Genomic DNA, 17,314 nt, shown 5'->3' on the forward strand with positions numbered 1-17,314 from the left:
GCTCAACTCGCCTGTCCGGAACGTAGGACACGCGCGGCGTGAACGTACGACTCTCGCGCGTGTCCTACGTTCGGAACGGGTGTGTCCTACGTTCGGAACGGGTGAGTTGAACGCTCGGCACGGGCGCGGACGAGGTCGGTGGCGGTCCGGTTCCGAGCCGGATCGGTGACCGCGTTGCGGTAGCCTCGGTGGTGCGGCCGAGTGGGAGCAATCGGACATTCGACAGTTTCGATCACAATGTCGAGCGTTTCGAACGCGTTACGGACACGCCAAGTGACGAACGACCCACCACCGCTCCCCCGCGTCTAGCGGCCAGAACTGGGCGGGGCTGCCGTAGACTGCCCCCATGCCGACCAAAGCCGACCCGTCACCCTCGGATGGCACAGCCTCGGGCAAGATCACCATTGCCGCCATCGCGGCCGAGGCCGGGGTCTCGGTTCCGACTGTTTCGAAGGTGATGAACGGTCGCGCCGACGTCGCGCCGCACACCCGCGAGCGGGTCGAGGCGATCATCCGGCGGCACGGCTACCAGAGGCGGGCGGACGAGCGGTCGCGGCGGTCCAACCTGGTGGAACTGATGTTCCACGAGCTGGAGAGCGCCTGGGCGCTGGAGATCATCCGGGGCGCCGAGCAGGTCGCCTCCGAGCAGGGCCTGGCGCTGGTGCTGTCGGAGTCGCAGGGCAGGCTCACCCCCGGCCACGGCTGGCTCGAAGGCGTCATCGCCCGCAAGCCCCTGGCCGTGATCTCCGTCTTCTCCGACCTCACGTCCTCGCAGCTGGCGAAGCTGCGCGCGCGGGACATCCCGGTCGTCGTGGTCGACCCGATCGGGGAACCCCAGCTGGAGACGCCCTCCATAGGAGCCACCAACTGGAACGGCGGCCTGACCGCCACCCGCCACCTCATCGAGCTGGGCCACCGCCGCATCGCCATGATCGGCGGCCCGGAACGGGTCCTGTGCAGCCGCGCCCGCGTGGACGGCTACCGCGCCGCGCTGGAGACCGCGGGCCTGGCCTACGACCCGGACCTGGTCCGCTACGGCGACTTCCACGTCGAGTCCGGTCGGGCCCAGTTCGCGCCGCTGCTCGACCTGCCGGACCCGCCCACCGCGGTCTTCGCCGGGTCGGACCTGCAGGCCCTCGGCGTCTACGAGGCGGCGCGCGCGGCCGGCCTGCGGATCCCGGAGGACCTCAGCGTCATCGGTTTCGACGACCTCCCGGTCGCGCAATGGGTGGGCCCGCCGCTGACCACGGTCCGGCAGCCGCTGCAGGACATGGCCGCGGCGGGCACCCGTCTCGCCATCACGTTGGCACGTGGTGAAGAGCCCGAACACCGCCGAATCGAGCTTGCCACCACGCTGGTGGTGCGTCAGAGCACCGCCGCGCCACGCTGACGAGCCGCCTCTAGTGGTGGTGGCCCGGTTTCTGGACGTAGGTGCACCCCTCCGCCTCCGCGGGCAGGGTGTGGCCCACGTCCGCACCGGGCTCCACCGGTGTGCAACGCAGTTCGTGCAGTCCCAGCAGCTCCAGGCCGAGCGTGCCGCTCAGCGCGAAGCCGTTGCCGAACCCGAAGTCCGGGTTGTCCGACACCTCGCCGCCGGCCAGCGCCCCCTGCCAGGAGCGCTGGAAGTCCGGCAGCTTCTCGCGCTGGAACACGACCAGCCCGAGCCGCTCGTAGGGCCCCGCCTCGCACGTCGCCCACTCCGCCACGTACGGCGCGTAGAGCTTCGCCCGCAGCGGGCCGACGAACTCGGCGAACTCCTCCATCGTGCGAGGCACCACGTCGTCGCACTGCCCGGTCTTCTCCCGCACCCACTCCCCGACCGCGGCGGGCGTGCCCAGCGGCGGGCCGAGGGCGTTGGAGCCCAGGCCGGTGGAGTCGGTCGCCGCCGAAGAACAGGCGACCGACCCCACCAGGAGCGCGACCAGGGCCGCGCACCGACCCAACATCAGGCCGCGGCGCAGGAAGCGCCGTTGAGGGCGAACGACGACGGGTTCGCGGGTGTCCCCTGCGACGTGCCGTTGAACCCGAAGCTCACCGTCTGGCCCGGCTGGATGTTCTGGTTCCAGGTGGCGCCCTTCGCGGTGGCCTTGCCCGCCGCGACGGCGACCTCGGCCGACCACGCCTGGCCGATCCCCTGACCCGCCGGGACGTCCCAGACCAGCTGCCACGCGTTGACCGCGCTGGTGCCCGTGTTCTTCACCGACACGTTGGCGGTGAAGCCGCCGGACCACGAGCTGGGCACGTTGTAGGTCACCGCGCAGGCGCCCGGCGTCGTGCCGCCGCCCGTGCCGGTCCGCACCGACACCGCGGTCGACGGGGGCGAGGTGTTGCCCGCCGCGTCCCGCGCCACCACGTAGAACTGGTACGCGGTGTCGGCGGTGAGGCCGGTGACGGTGGCCGTGGTGCCCGAGGTCGTCGCGACCGCCACGTCGGTGGCGCCCGCCTCGCGGTAGACCTGGTAGCCGCTCACGCCGGTGTTGTCCGACGCCGCGGACCAGCTCAACGACACGGAGTTCGCGGTGGCGGTCGCGGTGGGCGTGCCCGGGGCCGTCGGCGCCTGGGTGTCACCGCCGCTGTTGCCGCCGCTGAAGACCACGTCCGAGCAGCTGTAGAACGCCTCGGGGCTGTCGTTGCGCTGCCAGATCGAGTAGATGATGTGGCGGCCGCTCTTGTTCGGCAGGGTGCCGTTCCAGGAGTACTCGCCGCCGACCGCGACCGGGTTGGTGATGCTGTCGAACGGCGCCGGCTCCAGGTCCGACCACTTCAGCGGCTGCGTGACGTCGAAGCCGTCCTTGGTGACGTACTGGTCCCAGGTGCCGGGGTGCGGCGCCCACGCGTTGTACTTGAAGTTGATCCGCGCGCCGGCCTGCAACGTGGTGACCGGCCAGTCGGCGCGGGCCAGGTTGTAGGCGTCGTACTTGGTCGTGGGGCCGCACAGGTCGCCGTCGGCGATGATCTCGCGGTGCTTGCCGCCGGCCAGGCTGATCAGGTTGCCGTACCAGTCCCACAGCGGCTGCTTCCCGCCGATCTGCACCGCGGCGACGCACGCCGGGTTCGTCGGGTTCAGGTCACCGCCGCCGCTGCCCGCCCTGCCGTCTTCGTAGCAGGCGTAGGTGCGGCTTGCGGGGTACGTCATCGACCCGTGTGCCAACGCCACGCCGCTCTGGACGACGACGCTGGTCACACCGACGATACCGAGCGCGGCGAGTGCCAACGCCCCAAAGCGCTTGAGTCGCAAGGACCTTCTCCTTCAGATCGACGGTGATCTGTGAACCACAGGACTGGGAGCGCTCCCAGAATCACGATCGCATTACCGGTGACGCCACGTCAACGGCCCGTTTCAACTGGTGGCCACCGGGTACCGCTCGACCATGCGCATCGCGGTGGTCGGTCAGATAGCCCGTGACCTGGTCTTGGTGGTGCCCGAGGTGCCCGGACCGGGTGCCCGCGCGGGGGTCCTGGAACGCCGGGAAATGCTCGGCGGGAAGGGCGCGAACATCGCCCGGGGCACGAGGCAGCTCGGCGCAACGGCCGCGCTGGTCGGCGTCGTGGGAGACGACCGGGAGGGCCGCCTACTGGTCGAGCGGCTCGACGCGGACGGCGTAGCGACGTCCGCCGTGGTGTGCCGGGCGGGCGTGCGGACCGCCCTGATGGTGGACCTCGTGTGCGATGGCGCGTACCGGTACCTGGAGGACGTGCCCGAGCCGACCTTGGTGACGGTGGACGACGTGCGGGCGGCGGCGTCGACGTTGGCCGGCGCGGACGCGGTGGTCGTGCAGCTCCAGCAGCCGGCCGAGGCGGCGCTGGCGGCGGTCCGCGCGGCGACCGGGCTGGTCGTGCTGGACGGCGCGCCGGCCGGGCGCGCGGCCGAGCTGCTGGCCGCGGCGGACGTGGTGCGGGCCGACCACCACGAGGCGGAGTTGGTGACGGGGCGGTCGATCACCGGGGCGGACGCGGCCGTGCGGGCGGGGCGGGAGCTGCTGGCGCGCGGGCCGTCGGTGGTGGCGCTGGAGGTGCCGGGCGAGGCCAACGTGCTGACGTGGGCCGAGGGCTCGGTGGTGATCCCGCTGACCGAGGAGGAGGTCGTGGACACGACCGGCGGCGGTGACGCGTTCGTGGCCGCGCTGACCGTGGCGCTGGTGCGCGGTGACGACCCCGCGGACGCGGGCCGGCTGGCCACGGCCGCCGCCGGCCGCGCGGTGGGCCACCCCGGCGGGCGCACGGACCTGACCGGGCTCGCGCTAGCCGCGCGTCAGCTCGGCTAGGTACTGGAAGAACCGGTGCGCCGGCCCGAGGTGGCTCGGGTCCTCGGTGAACATCGCGCGGTGCACGTAGGCGTAGAAGACGACGGCCGGGCCGTCCGCGAGGACGAACCTGGTCAACGGGTGCTCGGCGCCGGGGCAGTGCTCGGTCCCGCGCGGGATGACGCGGACCGTGACGTCGGCGCGGTCCACGGCGCAGCCCTCCAGCACGTAGGCCGTGCAGCGGTCGGCGTCGAGCTGGTCGAGGGACGGGTGGAGGCCCAGCGGCGCGTAGACGTCGATCCGCTCGGCGGTGCGGCACAGCACGTTGATCACGCTGGTCGCCTCGGCGCCCCAGGCGCACCACATGGTCGGGTCCGGGCTCGGCGAGGCGGCGACGCCGTCCTCCAGGCGCTGGATCCGTTGCGGGGACTGCCTGGTCCGTGAGGCGAGCTCGGCCACGGTCAGGCCGGCCGCCTCGCGGACCCGGCGCAGTTCGAGGCCGAGCAGGCGGCCACGCAGCGTCGGCTTGTGGTCCATCAGGTCATCACCTCGGCTGCGGGACACTTCTCGTGCGTGATCCGAAGCTATATTGATAATTATCCCGATGTCGACTCATCGGACGGGTGCGGTGTCGCTACCCTCTGCATCGCTCCGGGCCACCAGATCCGACGGGACGTGGACATGGGCGACGACGCCCCGATCTCCAGCACCGTGCAGGCGTGGGAGCTCGGGCTGAGGCTCCGGGACCACCGGGACCGGCTCGGGCTCACGGCGGCGGCGGTCGGCAAGTCCACGGGCATCGGCGGCACGAACCTCTCCGCGATCGAGTCCGGCAAGCGCCGGCTCACGGCGGCGAAGCTCGGCGACCTGGCCGACGCGTACGAGCTGGCCGAGGACGAGCGCGCCGGCCTCGAGGCGCTGCGGGAGCAGACCGAGCGGCGGGAGTGGTGGCACGACTACGCCCGCCTCTACTCGGACGACTTCCTGCGGCTGCTGGGCCTGGAGGCGGGGGCCGCGAAGGTCTGCGAGTACGCGCCGGACATCATCCCCGGGCTCCTGCAGACCGCCGACTACGCGCGGGCGGTGGTGCGGGCCGGCACGCCGTACATCCGGCCGGTCGACGTCGGCCCGAGGCTGGAGACGCGGCTGGCGCGGCAGGGCCGGCTGGACGGCGAGCACCCGGTGCGGCTCGACGTCGTGCTGGGCGAAGCGGCGTTGCGGCAGCTCGTCGGCGATGCCCGCGTGATGCGCGGGCAACTGGCCCACCTGCTCGACGTCCTCGACCGCAAGGGCGGTCACGTCCGGGTCCGGGTCATCCCGTTCGCGGCGGGGGCGCACCCGCTGCTCGGGGCGGCGTTGAAGATCCTTTCCTTTGGCTCCAACAGGCTCGGCGACCTGATGTACCAGGAGACCGCGATCAGCGGTGTCATCATCGACAAGCGCCAAGTGATACTCGAGTCGACGGCGAGCTTCGCGGAGACGTTCGACCGAGCGCTCGGCGACCGCGACTCGCGTGAGTTCATCGACGCGGTCTACCACGAGATGGAGCGGTTCTGATGCCCTACAGCCCCTCGGCCACGGCGCGTGGCTGGTTCAAGAGCAGCTTCAGCACGGCGTCGGGTGACTGCGTCGAGGTCAGGTTCGACGGCGACGTGGTCCAGGTGCGGGACACCAAGGACCAGGGCAGCGGACCGGTGCTCACCCTGGCCGCGCCCGCGTGGGACGACTTCCTGCGCCGGTTGCTGTCGGGCTCGGTCGAGGAGGACGGCGCGTTGGCGGTCCTGCCGGAGCCGCGCGGCGGCGCGATCCTGCGTGCGCGCGAGGACGGCGCCGCGCTGCGCTACACGCGCGGCGAGTGGGAGATGTTCATGCGGGGCGTGCGCGCGGGCGAGTTCACCCACTCCGCCGTCGTCGCCCGCGCCAGTTGACGGACGCGACCCGACCAAGAACGCGGCGGAAGCAGACCCCTTATGGACGAGCGCCAAGCGGTTCCGTAACCTGTCCGAGACCCTGGGCGGGTGTAACCCGTTCGGGGACCCAGCCGGCTCAAGGAGGATTGCGCGAACCGTGGCGTCGAAATCCGCTCAGCGCACCGCCCGCGCAGCCCTGACGGCCACGGCCGTCTCCGCGCTGCTCGGCGCCGCCCTGCCCCTCCCCCACGCCGCGGCCGACCCCGAGACGCCGTCCGACGCCTCGGCGGCGTTGCAGAAGTACAACGACCTCTCCCACCAGGCCGAGGCGCTGAACGAAGAGCACCTGCGCGCGCAGGAGACGCTGTCCAACGCCCAGGGCTCGCTCGACCAGGCCAACCGCGACATCACCACGGCCCAGCAGGCGCAGGAAGCGCTGCGCGGCCAGGTCGACCTGCTCACCGAGGCCTCCTTCGAGGGGGCGCGGTTCAACGAGCTGTCCGCGTTGCTCGTCAGCGACTCGCGGCAGGACTTCCTCAACCGCATGTCCGCCCTCGGCGTGCTGGCGGGCGACAACGCGGAAGCCCTGCAAGGGCTCAGCGACGCCGTCGACCTGGCCAACGACGCCGCCCGCCGCGCGACCGAGGCCGCCGACGCCGCGAACCAGGCCATCGCGGACATCGACCAGCGCAAGGCCGCGCTCGACGGGCAGATCACCGAAGCCCGCGAGGCCTACCGCTCGTTGAGCTCGGCGGAGCGGGCCGCGCTGAACAACGCGGGCGACATGAGCGCCATCCCCGTCCCGGCGGGCAAGGCCGGCGAGGCGCTGGCGTTCGCGCTCGCCCAGCGCGGCAAGGACTACGTGTACGGCTCGAACGGCCCGAACACCTGGGACTGCTCCAGCCTCATGCAGGCGGCGTACCGGTCGGCGGGCATCGCGATCCCGCGCACCACCTACAGCCAGGCCACCATCGGCCGGCAGGTGTCGCGCAACGACGTCAAGGCCGGCGACCTGATCATCTACTACTCCGGCCAGACGCACGTGGCCATGGCGATCGACGGCATCCGCGCCGTGCACGCGTCCACCGAGGGCGTGCCGGTGAAGGTGCAGGACATCGAGTCCATCGGACCGGTGGACGTCATCCGGCGCGTGGTCGGCTAGCGCCTGCCCGGCCGGGCGCGCGGCCGGGATCGGGCAGGTCACGGCCGGTGGACGAGTTGCACCGGTCCTGACGGGCGCTCACAGTTCTCCTGGGCCTAGGCTGGACGCGGTTGAGCAGGCAGCCGCACCTGCCGACCACACCCAGGGGTGGACATGGACGATTTCACCGATGCCGTCGCGCTCACGGCGCGCGAGGTGTCCACCGGCGTGGTGGTCGTCGCGGTGGCCGGCGAACTGGACATGGCGACGGTGCCCGAGGTGGAGCAGTACGTCCGCGACCGGCTCGGCGACGCGAGCCGGGTGCTCGTGCTCGACCTCTCCGGCGTGACGTTCCTCGGGTCGACCGGCATCAACCTGCTGATCGCGCTGCGGGCGGCGTGCGACGAGGCCGGGGTTGCGCTGCGGTTGGTGGCGACGACGAAGGCCGTGCTGCACCCGTTGGAGCTGACGGACCTCACCGACCACTTCACCATCGTCACGGCGGTGAGCGAGGCAGGCTGACGGGCCCGGCGGTCAGCCGTCGAGGACGGCCCAGACGACCTTGCCGCCGTGCGGCCACGGGTAGCAGCCCCACGTGCGGCTCAGCGACGACACGATCGTGAGGCCCCAGCCGCCCGGCCGCAGCGGCTCGGCCTTCGGCTCCCGGGGAGGGTCGAGGCTCTCGTCGCGGACCGCGACGGTCAGCCGGCGGCCCCGCAGCTCCAGGCGCAGCACCGGCGCCGAGCGGGCGTGGCGGACGGCGTTCTCGACCAGCTCGGTGGCGACCGTGACCGCGTCGTGAACCAGGTGGGTGACGTGCCGGCGTTGGCACGTCTCGCGCACGAAGTGCCTCGCCAGCAGGCCGCTGAGCAGCGAGTCGGGCAGCTGCGTCTCGTCACGCGTGCGTTCGGGCGGTCGTTCGACGGCGGCCAGGGCGGCGGTCAGCGCGGTGAACCGCAGCACCACGCCCAGGGCGCCGACCGCGAGCGCGCGGCGGTGGCAGGGCGACTCGCCGACCAGCATCACCGGCACACCCGGCCACTCCGACACGCGCAGCCCCACCGTGGCGAAGACCGACATGAACGCGGGGGTGGCGCACTCGAAACCGTCGTCCAGCCGCACGATCACGGCGGTGGGTTCGTCCACGGCGCACTTGAGCAGCCCGTCGCGCAACTCGCGGTAGGTGGTCAGGTCGAGCCGGCCGGTCGGGCGCACCACCGCCGCGCCGTCGACGTCCGTGCGGTGGAGCGCGAGCGCGGCGACGACGCCGGCTCCCCGCCCCCGGTCTCGCGTTGGCATGAGGTCACCCCGCTCGGTGGATACCCGAGCGGGGTGACCCTATTCGCCTGGTCGCGCCACGCGGTCGGTCCGGATGGCCGACCTCACCGAGCGGGCGAGGCGACCTTCGGCTTCGGGGTCCACTGGGTGTAGCCGGCGCGCTCGGCCTCGGCGACCGAGCCGAAGGTGACGTCGCCCTTCATGCGCTTGTAGTACGGCGAGTCCGGGGTGTGGAAGATCATCGACTTGGAGTTCGCCTTGACCTCCAGCGTCACCGACTCACCCGCCACCACCACGGGGCCGGCGAGGGGCGCGGGCACGACCTCGGGTGCGGCTTCGACGGCGGGCGCGGGTGCCTCGACCTCGGCGACGGGCAGGGCAACGGGCGCAGGCACGGCGACGGGCGCGACTTCCTCGACCGGCTCCGCAACCGCGACGACGGGCGAGACTTCCTCGACCGGCTCGGCGACTGCTGCGGCGGGGGCGACTTCCTCGACCTCGACCTCGACGGCGGGGGCGGGGGCGGGGGCGGGGGTCTCGATCTCGGCGGCAGGGGCGGCTTCGGCAGGCTGCTCGACCACGACGGCTTCTTCGATCACGACGGGCTGCTCGATCACGACGGGCTCCTCGATCACGACGGGCTCCTCGGTCGCGACGGGCTCCTCGGTCGCGACGGGCTTTTCGGTCGCGACGACTTCCTCTGCGGGCGCTTCGACTTCCGCCGCGATCCCGGGCTCGGGCTCCTGGGCGGCCTTCGGCTCCGGAGCGGTCGCGGGCTCCGCCGCGGGCGCAGCGACCTGAACGACCTCGGCGGGTTCCGGAGTGGGCTCGGCGGCGGCCGGGATCACGACGGCGGCAGCGGTGATCGGCTCAGGGGTGATCGGCTCGGAGTTGGTCGGCTCAGGGGTGGCGGTCGGCTCGACGGCGGCCGGCTCGGCCAGGCGGGCGCGCAGGTCCCGGATGGTGGGGTTGAGGCGCAGCCAGACGACGGCCGCGCCCGCCAGGAACGCCGCCACGCACAGGACGATGGTGAACAACCAGGACACTGCCAACTCCTACGGCCACAGCTTGCGGAACAGGGACGTCGACCGGACGCGTCGCGACGGGCCGCGCACACCCTCGGTCCGCAGGTCGGCGTCACGGGCGTTGCCACCCGAAGTCACGACGCCACACCACCAGCTCGACCCGAAAGCACACGACCCGTCGGCCGAATTCACCGTGTCGGGAACCACAGACTAAGGACGTGTCAGGCGGCGTTCGGCAGCACCCCCTGCCTGCACCCGCACCGGCTGCACACCGGGTGGGCGGGCAGCCGCACGTCGGCCAGCAGCGTGCGGGCGTCGTCGAACGTCGGGACCCGCTGCCCCGGCACCAGCAGACCGTCCAGCACCTCCTGCCGCCGCCGCGCCAGCTCGCGCGACCGCTCCACCGGGTCCTTCAGCCGCGCCCGCACCCGCTCCCGCGACTGCTCGCGCGCCAAGCTGCCCGCCGCGCTCAACGGCCGCCGCGCGCGCGGCTCGGTCAGGCGGGCGTTGCGCCGGTTGATGCGCCACCAGGCGCCCAGCGTCATGCCCGCCACCGGGGGGCGCGCACGCCGCGCGCCCCCCTGCCACCACGACCGCAGCCGCGCACGGAGGAAGTCGTGCGCTACCTGGTCGCGGTTCCTCGGGCTGCCCTGCCTGGTGCCGTCAGGCCTGCGGTCGACCGCCGCCAGCAGGGCATCGACGCTCCACCCCTCGGCGAACCACGGCTCGACGACCCGGCGCACGGCGGCGCGGTGGGCATCGGGCCAGGTCGCGCGCAGGCAGAGCGCCTCGACCGCCGTGTCGATCTCGGCGTCGGTCTCGGGGATGACACGGCCGGGCCACTGACGGGGATCTAGTCGAACTCGCATCTCATGGCTCCCTTCGAACGCGTACCGAACATCCGTTCGATATAGTGCCACCGACCACCGACAATTCCTGAGCCTTAGATTTGACTTATATAAGTCCAGGCTGAAAGATGCTGGTCGTGCACGCGTTCGACGTCCTCGGCGACCCGGTCCGTCGCCGCATCTTGGAGCTGCTCGCCGACGGCGAGCAGACCTCCGGCGCGGTCACGGAGGTGGTCCGCCGGGAGTTCGGCATCTCGCAGCCGGCCGTCTCCCAGCACCTGCGGGTGCTGCGCGAGAACGGCTTCGCCCGCGTCCGCGCCGAGGGCACCCGGCGCCTCTACGCGGTGGACGACCAAGGCCTGCGCGAGGTGGACGAGTGGCTCGACCGGTTCCGCCGGTTCTGGAGCGGGCACCTCGACGCGCTGGCCACCGAACTCGCGCGCGGCAAGCGCGAGAGGCGACTCAAGGAGGAACAACAGTGATCGACATCGCCGACCAGCTCAAGGCCATCCACCGCGGGGTGCACGAGGGCTCGGACAAGACCGTCGGCGTGCTGCTGCGGCGCACGTACGACGCGGCGGCGGCCGACGTGTGGGACGCGGTGACCGACCCCGACCGGCTCAAGCGCTGGTTCCTGCCGGTCAGCGGCGACCTGCGGGAGGGCGGGACCTTCCAGGTGGAGCACAACGCGAGCGGCAGCGTCCTCACCTGCTCGCCGCCGAAGCTGCTGCGGCTGACGTGGGGCGCCGACACCAGCATCGTGGAACTGCGCCTGACCGAGGACGGCGACGAGCGGACCACGGTCGAGCTGGAGCACACCGTGCCCAAGGCGATGGCGGGCAGCGGCGCGGGCGCGCTCTACGTCGGCCCCGGCTGGGACGGCGGGTTCCTCGGCCTCGGCCTCTACCTCGCGGGCGAGGTGCACGACGACTTCGACCCGGTCGCCGCCGCCGACGCGCCGGAAACCCGGCGGTTCAACGCCGGGTCCATCGACGCGTGGGCGGCGGCGGTCGCCGAGTCGGGCACCGCCTCGGCCGACGAGCTGGCCGAGGCGGTCGCGGTGGCGAAGGCGCAGTACACCCCCGACGTCGGCTGACGCGCTACGGCTCGGCGACCTCGGCTTCGACGCCGTCCAACGTCGTCTCGATGCCGTCGAAACCGGGGTCCGCCGGCGGCGCGCCCTCGGCGCGGCACCCGACCACCGCGAAGAGCAGCACGACGGCCGCCACCGCGGCCCTCACTTGACGCCGCAGTGGTCGGCCTGGAACTTGTCGACGCGGCGCTGGGCGTCGCCGAGCTTGGTCAGCTGGCCCTCGCGACGCTGCAGCCGCTGCTCCAGCCGCTCGGCACGGGCGGTCCGGCCCGCGTCGCGCGCCTGCTGCGCCTGGGCCCGCAGCCACGCCGTCGACCCGGGCACCTCCGGTCCGGCGTTGATGCGGGTGGTGAGCCGGGTGACGCGCTCCTCGATGCGCGGAGCCCGCTTCTCGCACAGCTGCTTCACCTGGTCGGGGCTGATCGTCATGGGCGCGTAGCTGGTGTCCTGCGCGACGGCGACCCCGGACGAGCAGAGCCCGAACGCGGCGGTCGCGACGACGGCGAGGCGAATCCCTGTCTTCATGACGACCACGATCACCGGTCACGGTGTGGAGCACGTGCGGCGGATGTTCGGATCGCGCAAAGATCGCGGCGCCCGCGGCCCCGCGTTTCACCCCTCGGCGCGGCGGCAACCCCCTTCTTCATGACCGGCACCTTGTGGGACGACTTCCACCGCGTGGTGAACATGACCTCGCACGAGCTGGAGGACTGGCTGCGCACCCGCTCGGCCGACGAGGACAGCGAGACCGTGCCAGACCAAGCGGGCACAGACGAAACGGGCACAGACGAAACGGGCACGCCGACCGGCCAGGAGGTGCTGCGGGTCCTGCGCAAGCGGCGCACGGACCTGACCACCGAGGACGTCAAGGTGATGCGCGAGGTCGTGGAGCGGGTGCGGGCGCAGCGGCGCGACGACCTGGAGCCGACGGCGGGCGAGGCGCACTGGCGGCACCGGTTGATGTCCCTCGGCCACGACCCGCTCAAGCCGGCCTGAGCCTCAGCCCCGGTCGGCGACGGCGGCTTTCTCGACGTCCCCCAGCCGCACGCCCGCCTCGGGGACCAGCCCGAACTGCACCACCTGCCGGCGCGCGAGGAGGTCGGTGAGCCAGTCGACGGCCACCCGCAGCCGGTTGCCCGGCATCGCCAGCAGGTGGTAGCCGCGCGCCACGGCCTTCGCGGGCAGGCCGGTCAGCGGGATGTGCAGCGGGTTGGCCACCGCCTGCGCGCCCGCCAGGTCGACCACGAACCCCAGGTCGCGGTGCCGGTAGGTGCCCACCGGGCCGTGGCCGAGCGAGGCCGCGACGTTGCGCCCGGCGAGCTTGCCCTGGCGCTGCGCGTGCTGCGCGGTCATCGGCGTCGGCTTGCCGTCGTTGAACACGTCCGGCACGGCCGCCACGTCGCCGGCCGCGAACACGTGCGGGTGCGTCGGCACGGCCAACGTCGGGTCGACCACCACCCGGCCCTTCACCGTCGACAGCGCGATCGACTTCACCAGCGGGTCCGGTTGCACGCCCACGCACCACACCAGCGTGCGCGTCGGGATCCGGCTGCCGTCGGTCAGCTTCGCGCACTCCGCGGTGACCTCCTCGACGCTGGTGCCCAGCCGCAGGTCCACGCCGCGCGACCGCAGCACCCGCGCGGCGGGCCCGGACAGCCGCTCGTCCAGGCCGGGCAGCACGCGCGGGGCCATGTCCACCAGCACCCACTTCACCTCGGACTCCGACAGACCGCTGCGCCCGCGCAACGCCGATCGGGTCAGCTGCATGCCCTGCGCCACCAGTTCTGTGCCCGTGTACCCGGCGCCGACCACGACGAACGTCGCCCGCGCCGCCCGTTCGGCCGGGTCGCTCGCCTGCTCGGCCAGCTCCACCTGCCGCAGCACGTGGTCGCGCAGGAACACCGCCTCGGCGACCGACTTGAAGCCGAACGCGTGCTCGGCCACGCCCGGGATGGACAGCAGCCGGGTCACCGAGCCCGCCGTCAGCACGAGCCGGTCCCACTCCAGCACCTGCTCACGCCCCTCGACGTCGACCGCCGTGCACGTGCGCGCGGCCAGGTCGATCCCGGTGACGTGCGCCTGCACCAAGCGCGTGCGCGGCAGCTTGGGCCGCAGCGGCACGGCCACCCGGCGCGGGTCGAGCGAGCCGCCCGCCACCTCCGGCAGCAACGGCACGTAGAGCATGTAGTCCGTGGGGTTCACCGCCACCAGCTCGGCGGCGTCGGCCGGGAGCACGCGTTCCAGCGTGCGCAGGCAGTGGTAGCCCGCGAAGCCCGTCCCGACGACCAGCACGCGTGGCTTGCCCATGGCTCGATCCCTCCGCCGGTATCCGTTCCGCCAGCGGGTACCCCGCAGCGAGAAGGGGTAGACAACGACCATGGCCCTGGGACTGCCCGACGCGATCACCGCCTGCCTCTTCGACCTCGACGGCGTGCTGACGAGCACGGCCGTGGTGCACCGCCGCGCGTGGCGGCGCACCTTCGACGAGTTCCTGCGCCCGCGCGGCGAGCCGCCGTTCACCGAGGCGGACTACCTGGAGCACGTGGACGGCCGGCCCCGCTACGACGGCGTGCGGGAGTTCCTGACGTCGCGCGGCATCACGCTGCCCGAGGGCGAGCCGGACGACCCTCCCGACGCCGACACCGTGCACGGCGTGGGCAACCGCAAGAACGACCTGCTGGAGGCGATCATCCGACACGAAGGCGTGACCCCCTACCCGGGCACGGCGCCGTACCTGCGCGCCGTGCAGGCCCGAGGGCTGAGCATCGGCGTGGTGACGTCCTCGGCCAACGCCCGCAAGGTCCTCGACGCGGCCGGCCTGAGCCCGTTCGTGCAGGTCCTGGTGGACGGCGTGGTCATCGGCCGCGACGGGCTCAAGGGCAAGCCCGCGCCGGACTCGTTCCTGGCGGGCGCGCGGCTGCTCGGCGTGAGCCCGGAGCACGCGGCCGTGTTCGAGGACGCGCTGGCGGGCGTGGCGGCCGGGCGCGCGGGCGGCTTCGGGCACGTGGTGGGCGTCGACCGGACCGGGCAGCGGGAGGCGTTGCGGGCGCACGGCGCGGACGTGGTCGTCGAGGACTTGGCGGAGCTGCTGTGACCGGTTGGGAGATCCACCCCTGGATGGTGCGCTGGGACGGCCTCGCGGTGGACCAGCTCCGCCGGACCGAGTCGGTGTTCGCGCTGTCCAACGGGCACATCGGCATGCGCGGCACGCTGGACGAGGGCGAGCCGCGCGGGCTGCCGGGCACCTACCTCAACGGCTTCTACGAGGAGCACGCGCTGCCCTACGGCGAGTCCGGCTACGGCTACCCCGAGGCCGGCGAGACCGTCGTCAACGTCACCGACGGCAAGGTGATCCGGCTGCTGGTCGAGGACGAGCCGCTGGACATGCGCTACGGCCGGGCGCACGCGCACCAGCGGGAGCTGGACTTCCGCACCGGGACGCTGCGCCGCTGCACGGAGTGGGAGTCGCCGACCGGCCGCCGGGTGACCGTGCGCACCGAACGGCTGGTGTCGCTCACGCAGCGGGCCGTCGCGGCGATCCACTACGAGGTCGTGCCGACCGAGGACCTGCAGCTGGTGGTGCAGTCCGACCTGCTGGCCAACGAGCCGGTCGAGAACGAGGGCGACGACCCCAGGGTGGCCGCCGCGCTGAACGAGCCGCTGGTCGCGGACTTCGCGCACGCCGAGGACTACCGGGCCGTGCTGGCGCACCACGCGCGCAACTCCGGGCTGCGGATGGCCGCCGCGATGGACCACGAGCTCCACGTCGACGACGGCGTGCGCACGGAGATCCGCGCCGAGGGCGACCTGGCCCGCTTCACCGCGGCCGTGGACGTGCCGGCGGGCGGGCGGCTGCGGCTGGTGAAGTACCTGGGTTACGGCTGGTCCGCGCAACGGTCGGTGCCGGCGCTGCGCGCGCAGGTCGAGGCGGCGCTGGCGGGCGCGCGGCAGACCGGGTGGGAAGGGCTGCTGGCCGAGCAGCGGCGGTTCCTGGACGACTTCTGGGAGGCCGCGGACATCGAGCTGCACGGGGACGACGAGCTGCAGCAGGCGCTGCGGTTCGCGTTGTTCCACATCATGCAGGCGGCGGTGCGCGGCGAGAGCCGGGCGATCCCCGGCAAGGGCCTGACCGGGCCGGGGTACGACGGGCACGCGTTCTGGGACACCGAGATGTTCGTGCTGCCCGTGCTGGCCTACACCGTGCCGGAGGCCGCGCGGGACGCGTTGCGGTGGCGGCACTCGACGTTGGGCAAGGCGCGCGAGCGGGCCCGGGTGCTCGGCCAGGGCGGCGCGGCGTTCCCGTGGCGGTCGATCAGCGGCGCGGAGTGCTCGGCGTACTGGCCGGCGAGCACGGCCGCGTTCCACGTCAACGGCGACGTCGCGCACGCCGTGGCGCAGTACGTCAACGCGACCGGCGACCGGGCGTTCGAGCGCGAGTGCGGCGCCGAGATCCTGGTCGAGACCGCCCGGCTGTGGACCTCGCTGGGCCACCACGACCAGCACGGCGGGTTCCGCATCGACGGCGTGACCGGGCCGGACGAGTACTCGGCCGTGGTGGACAACAACGTCTACACCAACCTCATCGCGCAGAAGAACCTGCGCGGCGCGGCGGACGCCTGCGAGCGGTGCCCGGACGTGGCAGAACGGCTCGAGGTCACCCCCGAGGAGGTGCGGGGCTGGCGCAAGGCCGCCGACGGGATGCGGATCCCGTTCGACGAGCTGCTCGACGTGCACCAGCAGAGCGACGGGTTCACCTCGCACGCCGAGTGGGACTTCGAGGGCACCGACCCCGACGAGTACCCGTTGCTGCTCAACCGGCCCTACTTCGACCTGTACCGCAAGCAGGTGGTCAAACAGGCCGACCTGGTGCTGGCCATGCACGTGCGCGGCGACGCGTTCACCGCCGGGCAGAAGGCCCGCAACTTCGCCTACTACGAGTCGCGGACGGTGCGCGACTCGTCGCTGTCGGCCGCCACGCAGGCGGTGCTGGCGGCCGAGGTCGGCGCGTCGCGGCTGGCCTACGACTACCTGGCGGAGGCGGCGTTCACCGACCTGCACGACCTGCACCGCAACGTCCACAACGGACTGCACATGGCGTCGTTGGCGGGTGCGTGGATCGCCCTGGTGGCCGGGTTCGGCGGGATGCGCGACCACGACGGCGAGCTGTCGTTCGCGCCGCGCCTGCCGCCGGGGCTGACCAGGATGGCGTTCCGGATGGCGTGGCGCGGGACCCGGTTGGCGGTGGAGGTCGAGGAGGGCTCGGTCACCTACCGGATCGTCGCGGGCGAGGTGTTGCGCGCCCACCACCACGGCGAGCCGATCGTGGTCGAGCCGGGCACGTCGGTCACGATGTCCACTCCGGACGCGCCCGAACCGCCCGAGCTGCGCCAGCCGCCGCACCGCGCGCCCGCCCGGCGGTCGCCGTCGGTCCGGGAGCCGTTCACAGCCGTTCCGGGGGAACCCGGAACGGAAACCGCGCCGGTGCAACGAGATCGGGGATGAGGTGCCCGGCCGGACTCTTGGGGGGAGGGGAGCCCGGCCGGGACTTGTCAGGCGGCCAACGGGGGGGCGGTGGCCGCCTAAGGCCTCATCGCAGGCACGGGTACCCCTGTTACCGGGGTTCAATCAAGGATTCCGATGGCGGCTGCGCGATCCCCGTCGCCACGGGGCCGCCACGACCGGCCGGCGGGGCGCCCGCACTCCTGCGGCGGGCGCGGTGACCAGCGCGGACGATCTCCGCAGGAGTGCGGCTCCCACCGGTCAATGCGTAACCCA

At 72.9% G+C, this 17,314-nt stretch carries 20 protein-coding genes; 11 read left to right on the forward strand and 9 right to left on the reverse strand.

The window, feature by feature from the left end; translation table 11 throughout:
• Positions 1–346 precede the first annotated feature (346 nt).
• Complete coding sequence (locus tag EDD40_RS09915) at positions 347–1,390, forward strand: LacI family DNA-binding transcriptional regulator (protein WP_053716045.1); 1,044 nt, start codon at positions 347–349, stop codon at positions 1,388–1,390.
• Between the two features lie 10 nt (positions 1,391–1,400).
• On the opposite strand, the gene EDD40_RS09920 is transcribed toward EDD40_RS09915, so the two are convergent.
• Together EDD40_RS09920 and EDD40_RS09925 are read right to left on the reverse strand one after the other, a co-directional pair.
• Positions 1,401–1,946, reverse strand: a complete 546-nt coding sequence (locus EDD40_RS09920) for a hypothetical protein (RefSeq protein ID WP_123742642.1) — start codon at positions 1,944–1,946, stop codon at positions 1,401–1,403.
• Positions 1,946–3,238, reverse strand: a complete 1,293-nt coding sequence (locus tag EDD40_RS09925; protein ID WP_123742643.1) for a lytic polysaccharide monooxygenase — start codon at positions 3,236–3,238, stop codon at positions 1,946–1,948. Before EDD40_RS09925 ends, EDD40_RS09920 begins: the two co-directional genes overlap by 1 nt.
• A 133-nt stretch (positions 3,239–3,371) precedes the next feature.
• On the opposite strand from EDD40_RS09925, the gene EDD40_RS09930 reads away from it, so the two are divergent.
• Positions 3,372–4,265, forward strand: coding sequence for a PfkB family carbohydrate kinase (locus tag EDD40_RS09930; protein WP_123747906.1), 894 nt, complete (start codon positions 3,372–3,374; stop codon positions 4,263–4,265).
• Here the strand turns inward: EDD40_RS09930 and EDD40_RS09935 are convergent.
• Entirely contained in the window at positions 4,242–4,781 is a 540-nt protein-coding gene (locus EDD40_RS09935) for a Scr1 family TA system antitoxin-like transcriptional regulator (protein WP_123742644.1), read from the reverse strand. The two genes, EDD40_RS09930 and EDD40_RS09935, sit on opposite strands and share 24 nt — an antisense overlap.
• A gap of 144 nt (positions 4,782–4,925) precedes the next feature.
• Here EDD40_RS09935 and EDD40_RS09940 point away from each other — a divergent pair, with 144 nt between their 5' ends.
• From EDD40_RS09940 to EDD40_RS09955, 4 genes are all read left to right on the forward strand, one after another.
• Entirely contained in the window at positions 4,926–5,801 is an 876-nt protein-coding gene (locus EDD40_RS09940) for a helix-turn-helix domain-containing protein (RefSeq protein WP_123742645.1), read from the forward strand.
• Positions 5,801–6,172, forward strand: a complete 372-nt coding sequence (locus tag EDD40_RS09945) for a DUF397 domain-containing protein (RefSeq protein WP_123742646.1) — start codon at positions 5,801–5,803, stop codon at positions 6,170–6,172. The genes EDD40_RS09940 and EDD40_RS09945 overlap by 1 nt, the downstream gene beginning before the upstream one ends.
• 139 nt (positions 6,173–6,311) lie before the next feature.
• Positions 6,312–7,316, forward strand: a complete 1,005-nt coding sequence (locus tag EDD40_RS09950; RefSeq protein ID WP_123742647.1) for a C40 family peptidase — start codon at positions 6,312–6,314, stop codon at positions 7,314–7,316.
• 153 nt (positions 7,317–7,469) lie between these two features.
• Positions 7,470–7,817 (forward strand): STAS domain-containing protein, encoded by a 348-nt coding sequence (locus EDD40_RS09955; protein WP_148088746.1) that lies wholly within the window; start codon positions 7,470–7,472, stop codon positions 7,815–7,817.
• Positions 7,818–7,829: 12 nt separating this feature from the next.
• Here the strand turns inward: EDD40_RS09955 and EDD40_RS09960 are convergent, their stop codons facing one another.
• The 3 genes from EDD40_RS09960 to EDD40_RS41590 all read right to left on the reverse strand — a co-directional run bounded on the left by EDD40_RS09960 (position 7,830) and on the right by EDD40_RS41590 (position 10,467).
• Positions 7,830–8,594, reverse strand: a complete 765-nt coding sequence (locus EDD40_RS09960; protein ID WP_123742649.1) for an ATP-binding protein — start codon at positions 8,592–8,594, stop codon at positions 7,830–7,832.
• 83 nt (positions 8,595–8,677) lie between these two features.
• Positions 8,678–9,619 (reverse strand): sunset domain-containing protein, encoded by a 942-nt coding sequence (locus tag EDD40_RS09965; RefSeq protein WP_123742650.1) that lies wholly within the window; start codon positions 9,617–9,619, stop codon positions 8,678–8,680.
• A gap of 200 nt (positions 9,620–9,819) precedes the next feature.
• Positions 9,820–10,467, reverse strand: coding sequence for a hypothetical protein (locus EDD40_RS41590; RefSeq protein ID WP_170185017.1), 648 nt, complete (start codon positions 10,465–10,467; stop codon positions 9,820–9,822).
• Positions 10,468–10,583: 116 nt separating this feature from the next.
• On the opposite strand from EDD40_RS41590, the gene EDD40_RS09975 reads away from it, so the two are divergent.
• Both EDD40_RS09975 and EDD40_RS09980 read left to right on the forward strand, forming a co-directional pair.
• Positions 10,584–10,928 (forward strand): ArsR/SmtB family transcription factor, encoded by a 345-nt coding sequence (locus EDD40_RS09975; protein WP_053716034.1) that lies wholly within the window; start codon positions 10,584–10,586, stop codon positions 10,926–10,928.
• Positions 10,925–11,542, forward strand: a complete 618-nt coding sequence (locus tag EDD40_RS09980) for an SRPBCC domain-containing protein (RefSeq protein ID WP_123742651.1) — start codon at positions 10,925–10,927, stop codon at positions 11,540–11,542. Before EDD40_RS09975 ends, EDD40_RS09980 begins: the two co-directional genes overlap by 4 nt.
• Before the next feature lie 4 nt (positions 11,543–11,546).
• On the opposite strand, the gene EDD40_RS41595 is transcribed toward EDD40_RS09980, so the two are convergent.
• Together EDD40_RS41595 and EDD40_RS09985 are read right to left on the reverse strand one after the other, a co-directional pair.
• Positions 11,547–11,687: a hypothetical protein gene (locus EDD40_RS41595; protein ID WP_170185018.1), complete on the reverse strand. Its 141-nt coding sequence runs from the start codon at positions 11,685–11,687 to the stop codon at positions 11,547–11,549.
• Positions 11,684–12,064, reverse strand: coding sequence for a hypothetical protein (locus tag EDD40_RS09985; protein ID WP_148088747.1), 381 nt, complete (start codon positions 12,062–12,064; stop codon positions 11,684–11,686). The genes EDD40_RS41595 and EDD40_RS09985 overlap by 4 nt, the downstream gene beginning before the upstream one ends.
• A 120-nt stretch (positions 12,065–12,184) precedes the next feature.
• Between EDD40_RS09985 and EDD40_RS09990 the strand changes: the two genes are divergently transcribed.
• On the forward strand, positions 12,185–12,535 hold the full coding sequence (locus tag EDD40_RS09990; protein ID WP_123742653.1) for a DUF3140 domain-containing protein: 351 nt from the start codon (positions 12,185–12,187) through the stop codon (positions 12,533–12,535).
• Between the two features lie 3 nt (positions 12,536–12,538).
• Here EDD40_RS09990 and EDD40_RS09995 read toward each other — a convergent pair whose 3' ends face one another.
• The gene (locus EDD40_RS09995) at positions 12,539–13,846 is read right to left on the reverse strand and encodes an NAD(P)/FAD-dependent oxidoreductase (protein ID WP_123742654.1); all 1,308 of its coding nucleotides are present in this window, start codon (positions 13,844–13,846) and stop codon (positions 12,539–12,541) included.
• Between the two features lie 70 nt (positions 13,847–13,916).
• Between EDD40_RS09995 and EDD40_RS10000 the strand changes: the two genes are divergently transcribed.
• Positions 13,917–14,633, forward strand: a complete 717-nt coding sequence (locus EDD40_RS10000) for a beta-phosphoglucomutase family hydrolase (protein ID WP_123742655.1) — start codon at positions 13,917–13,919, stop codon at positions 14,631–14,633.
• A gap of 23 nt (positions 14,634–14,656) precedes the next feature.
• Positions 14,657–17,041 carry a glycoside hydrolase family 65 protein gene (locus EDD40_RS10005; RefSeq protein WP_123747907.1) on the forward strand — a complete coding sequence of 795 codons (2,385 nt, stop codon included), beginning with the start codon at positions 14,657–14,659 and terminating at the stop codon, positions 17,039–17,041.
• Positions 17,042–17,314: the final 273 nt, after the last annotated feature.

This window comes from Saccharothrix texasensis (assembly GCF_003752005.1).
Lineage (GTDB): Bacteria > Actinomycetota > Actinomycetes > Mycobacteriales > Pseudonocardiaceae > Actinosynnema > Actinosynnema texasense.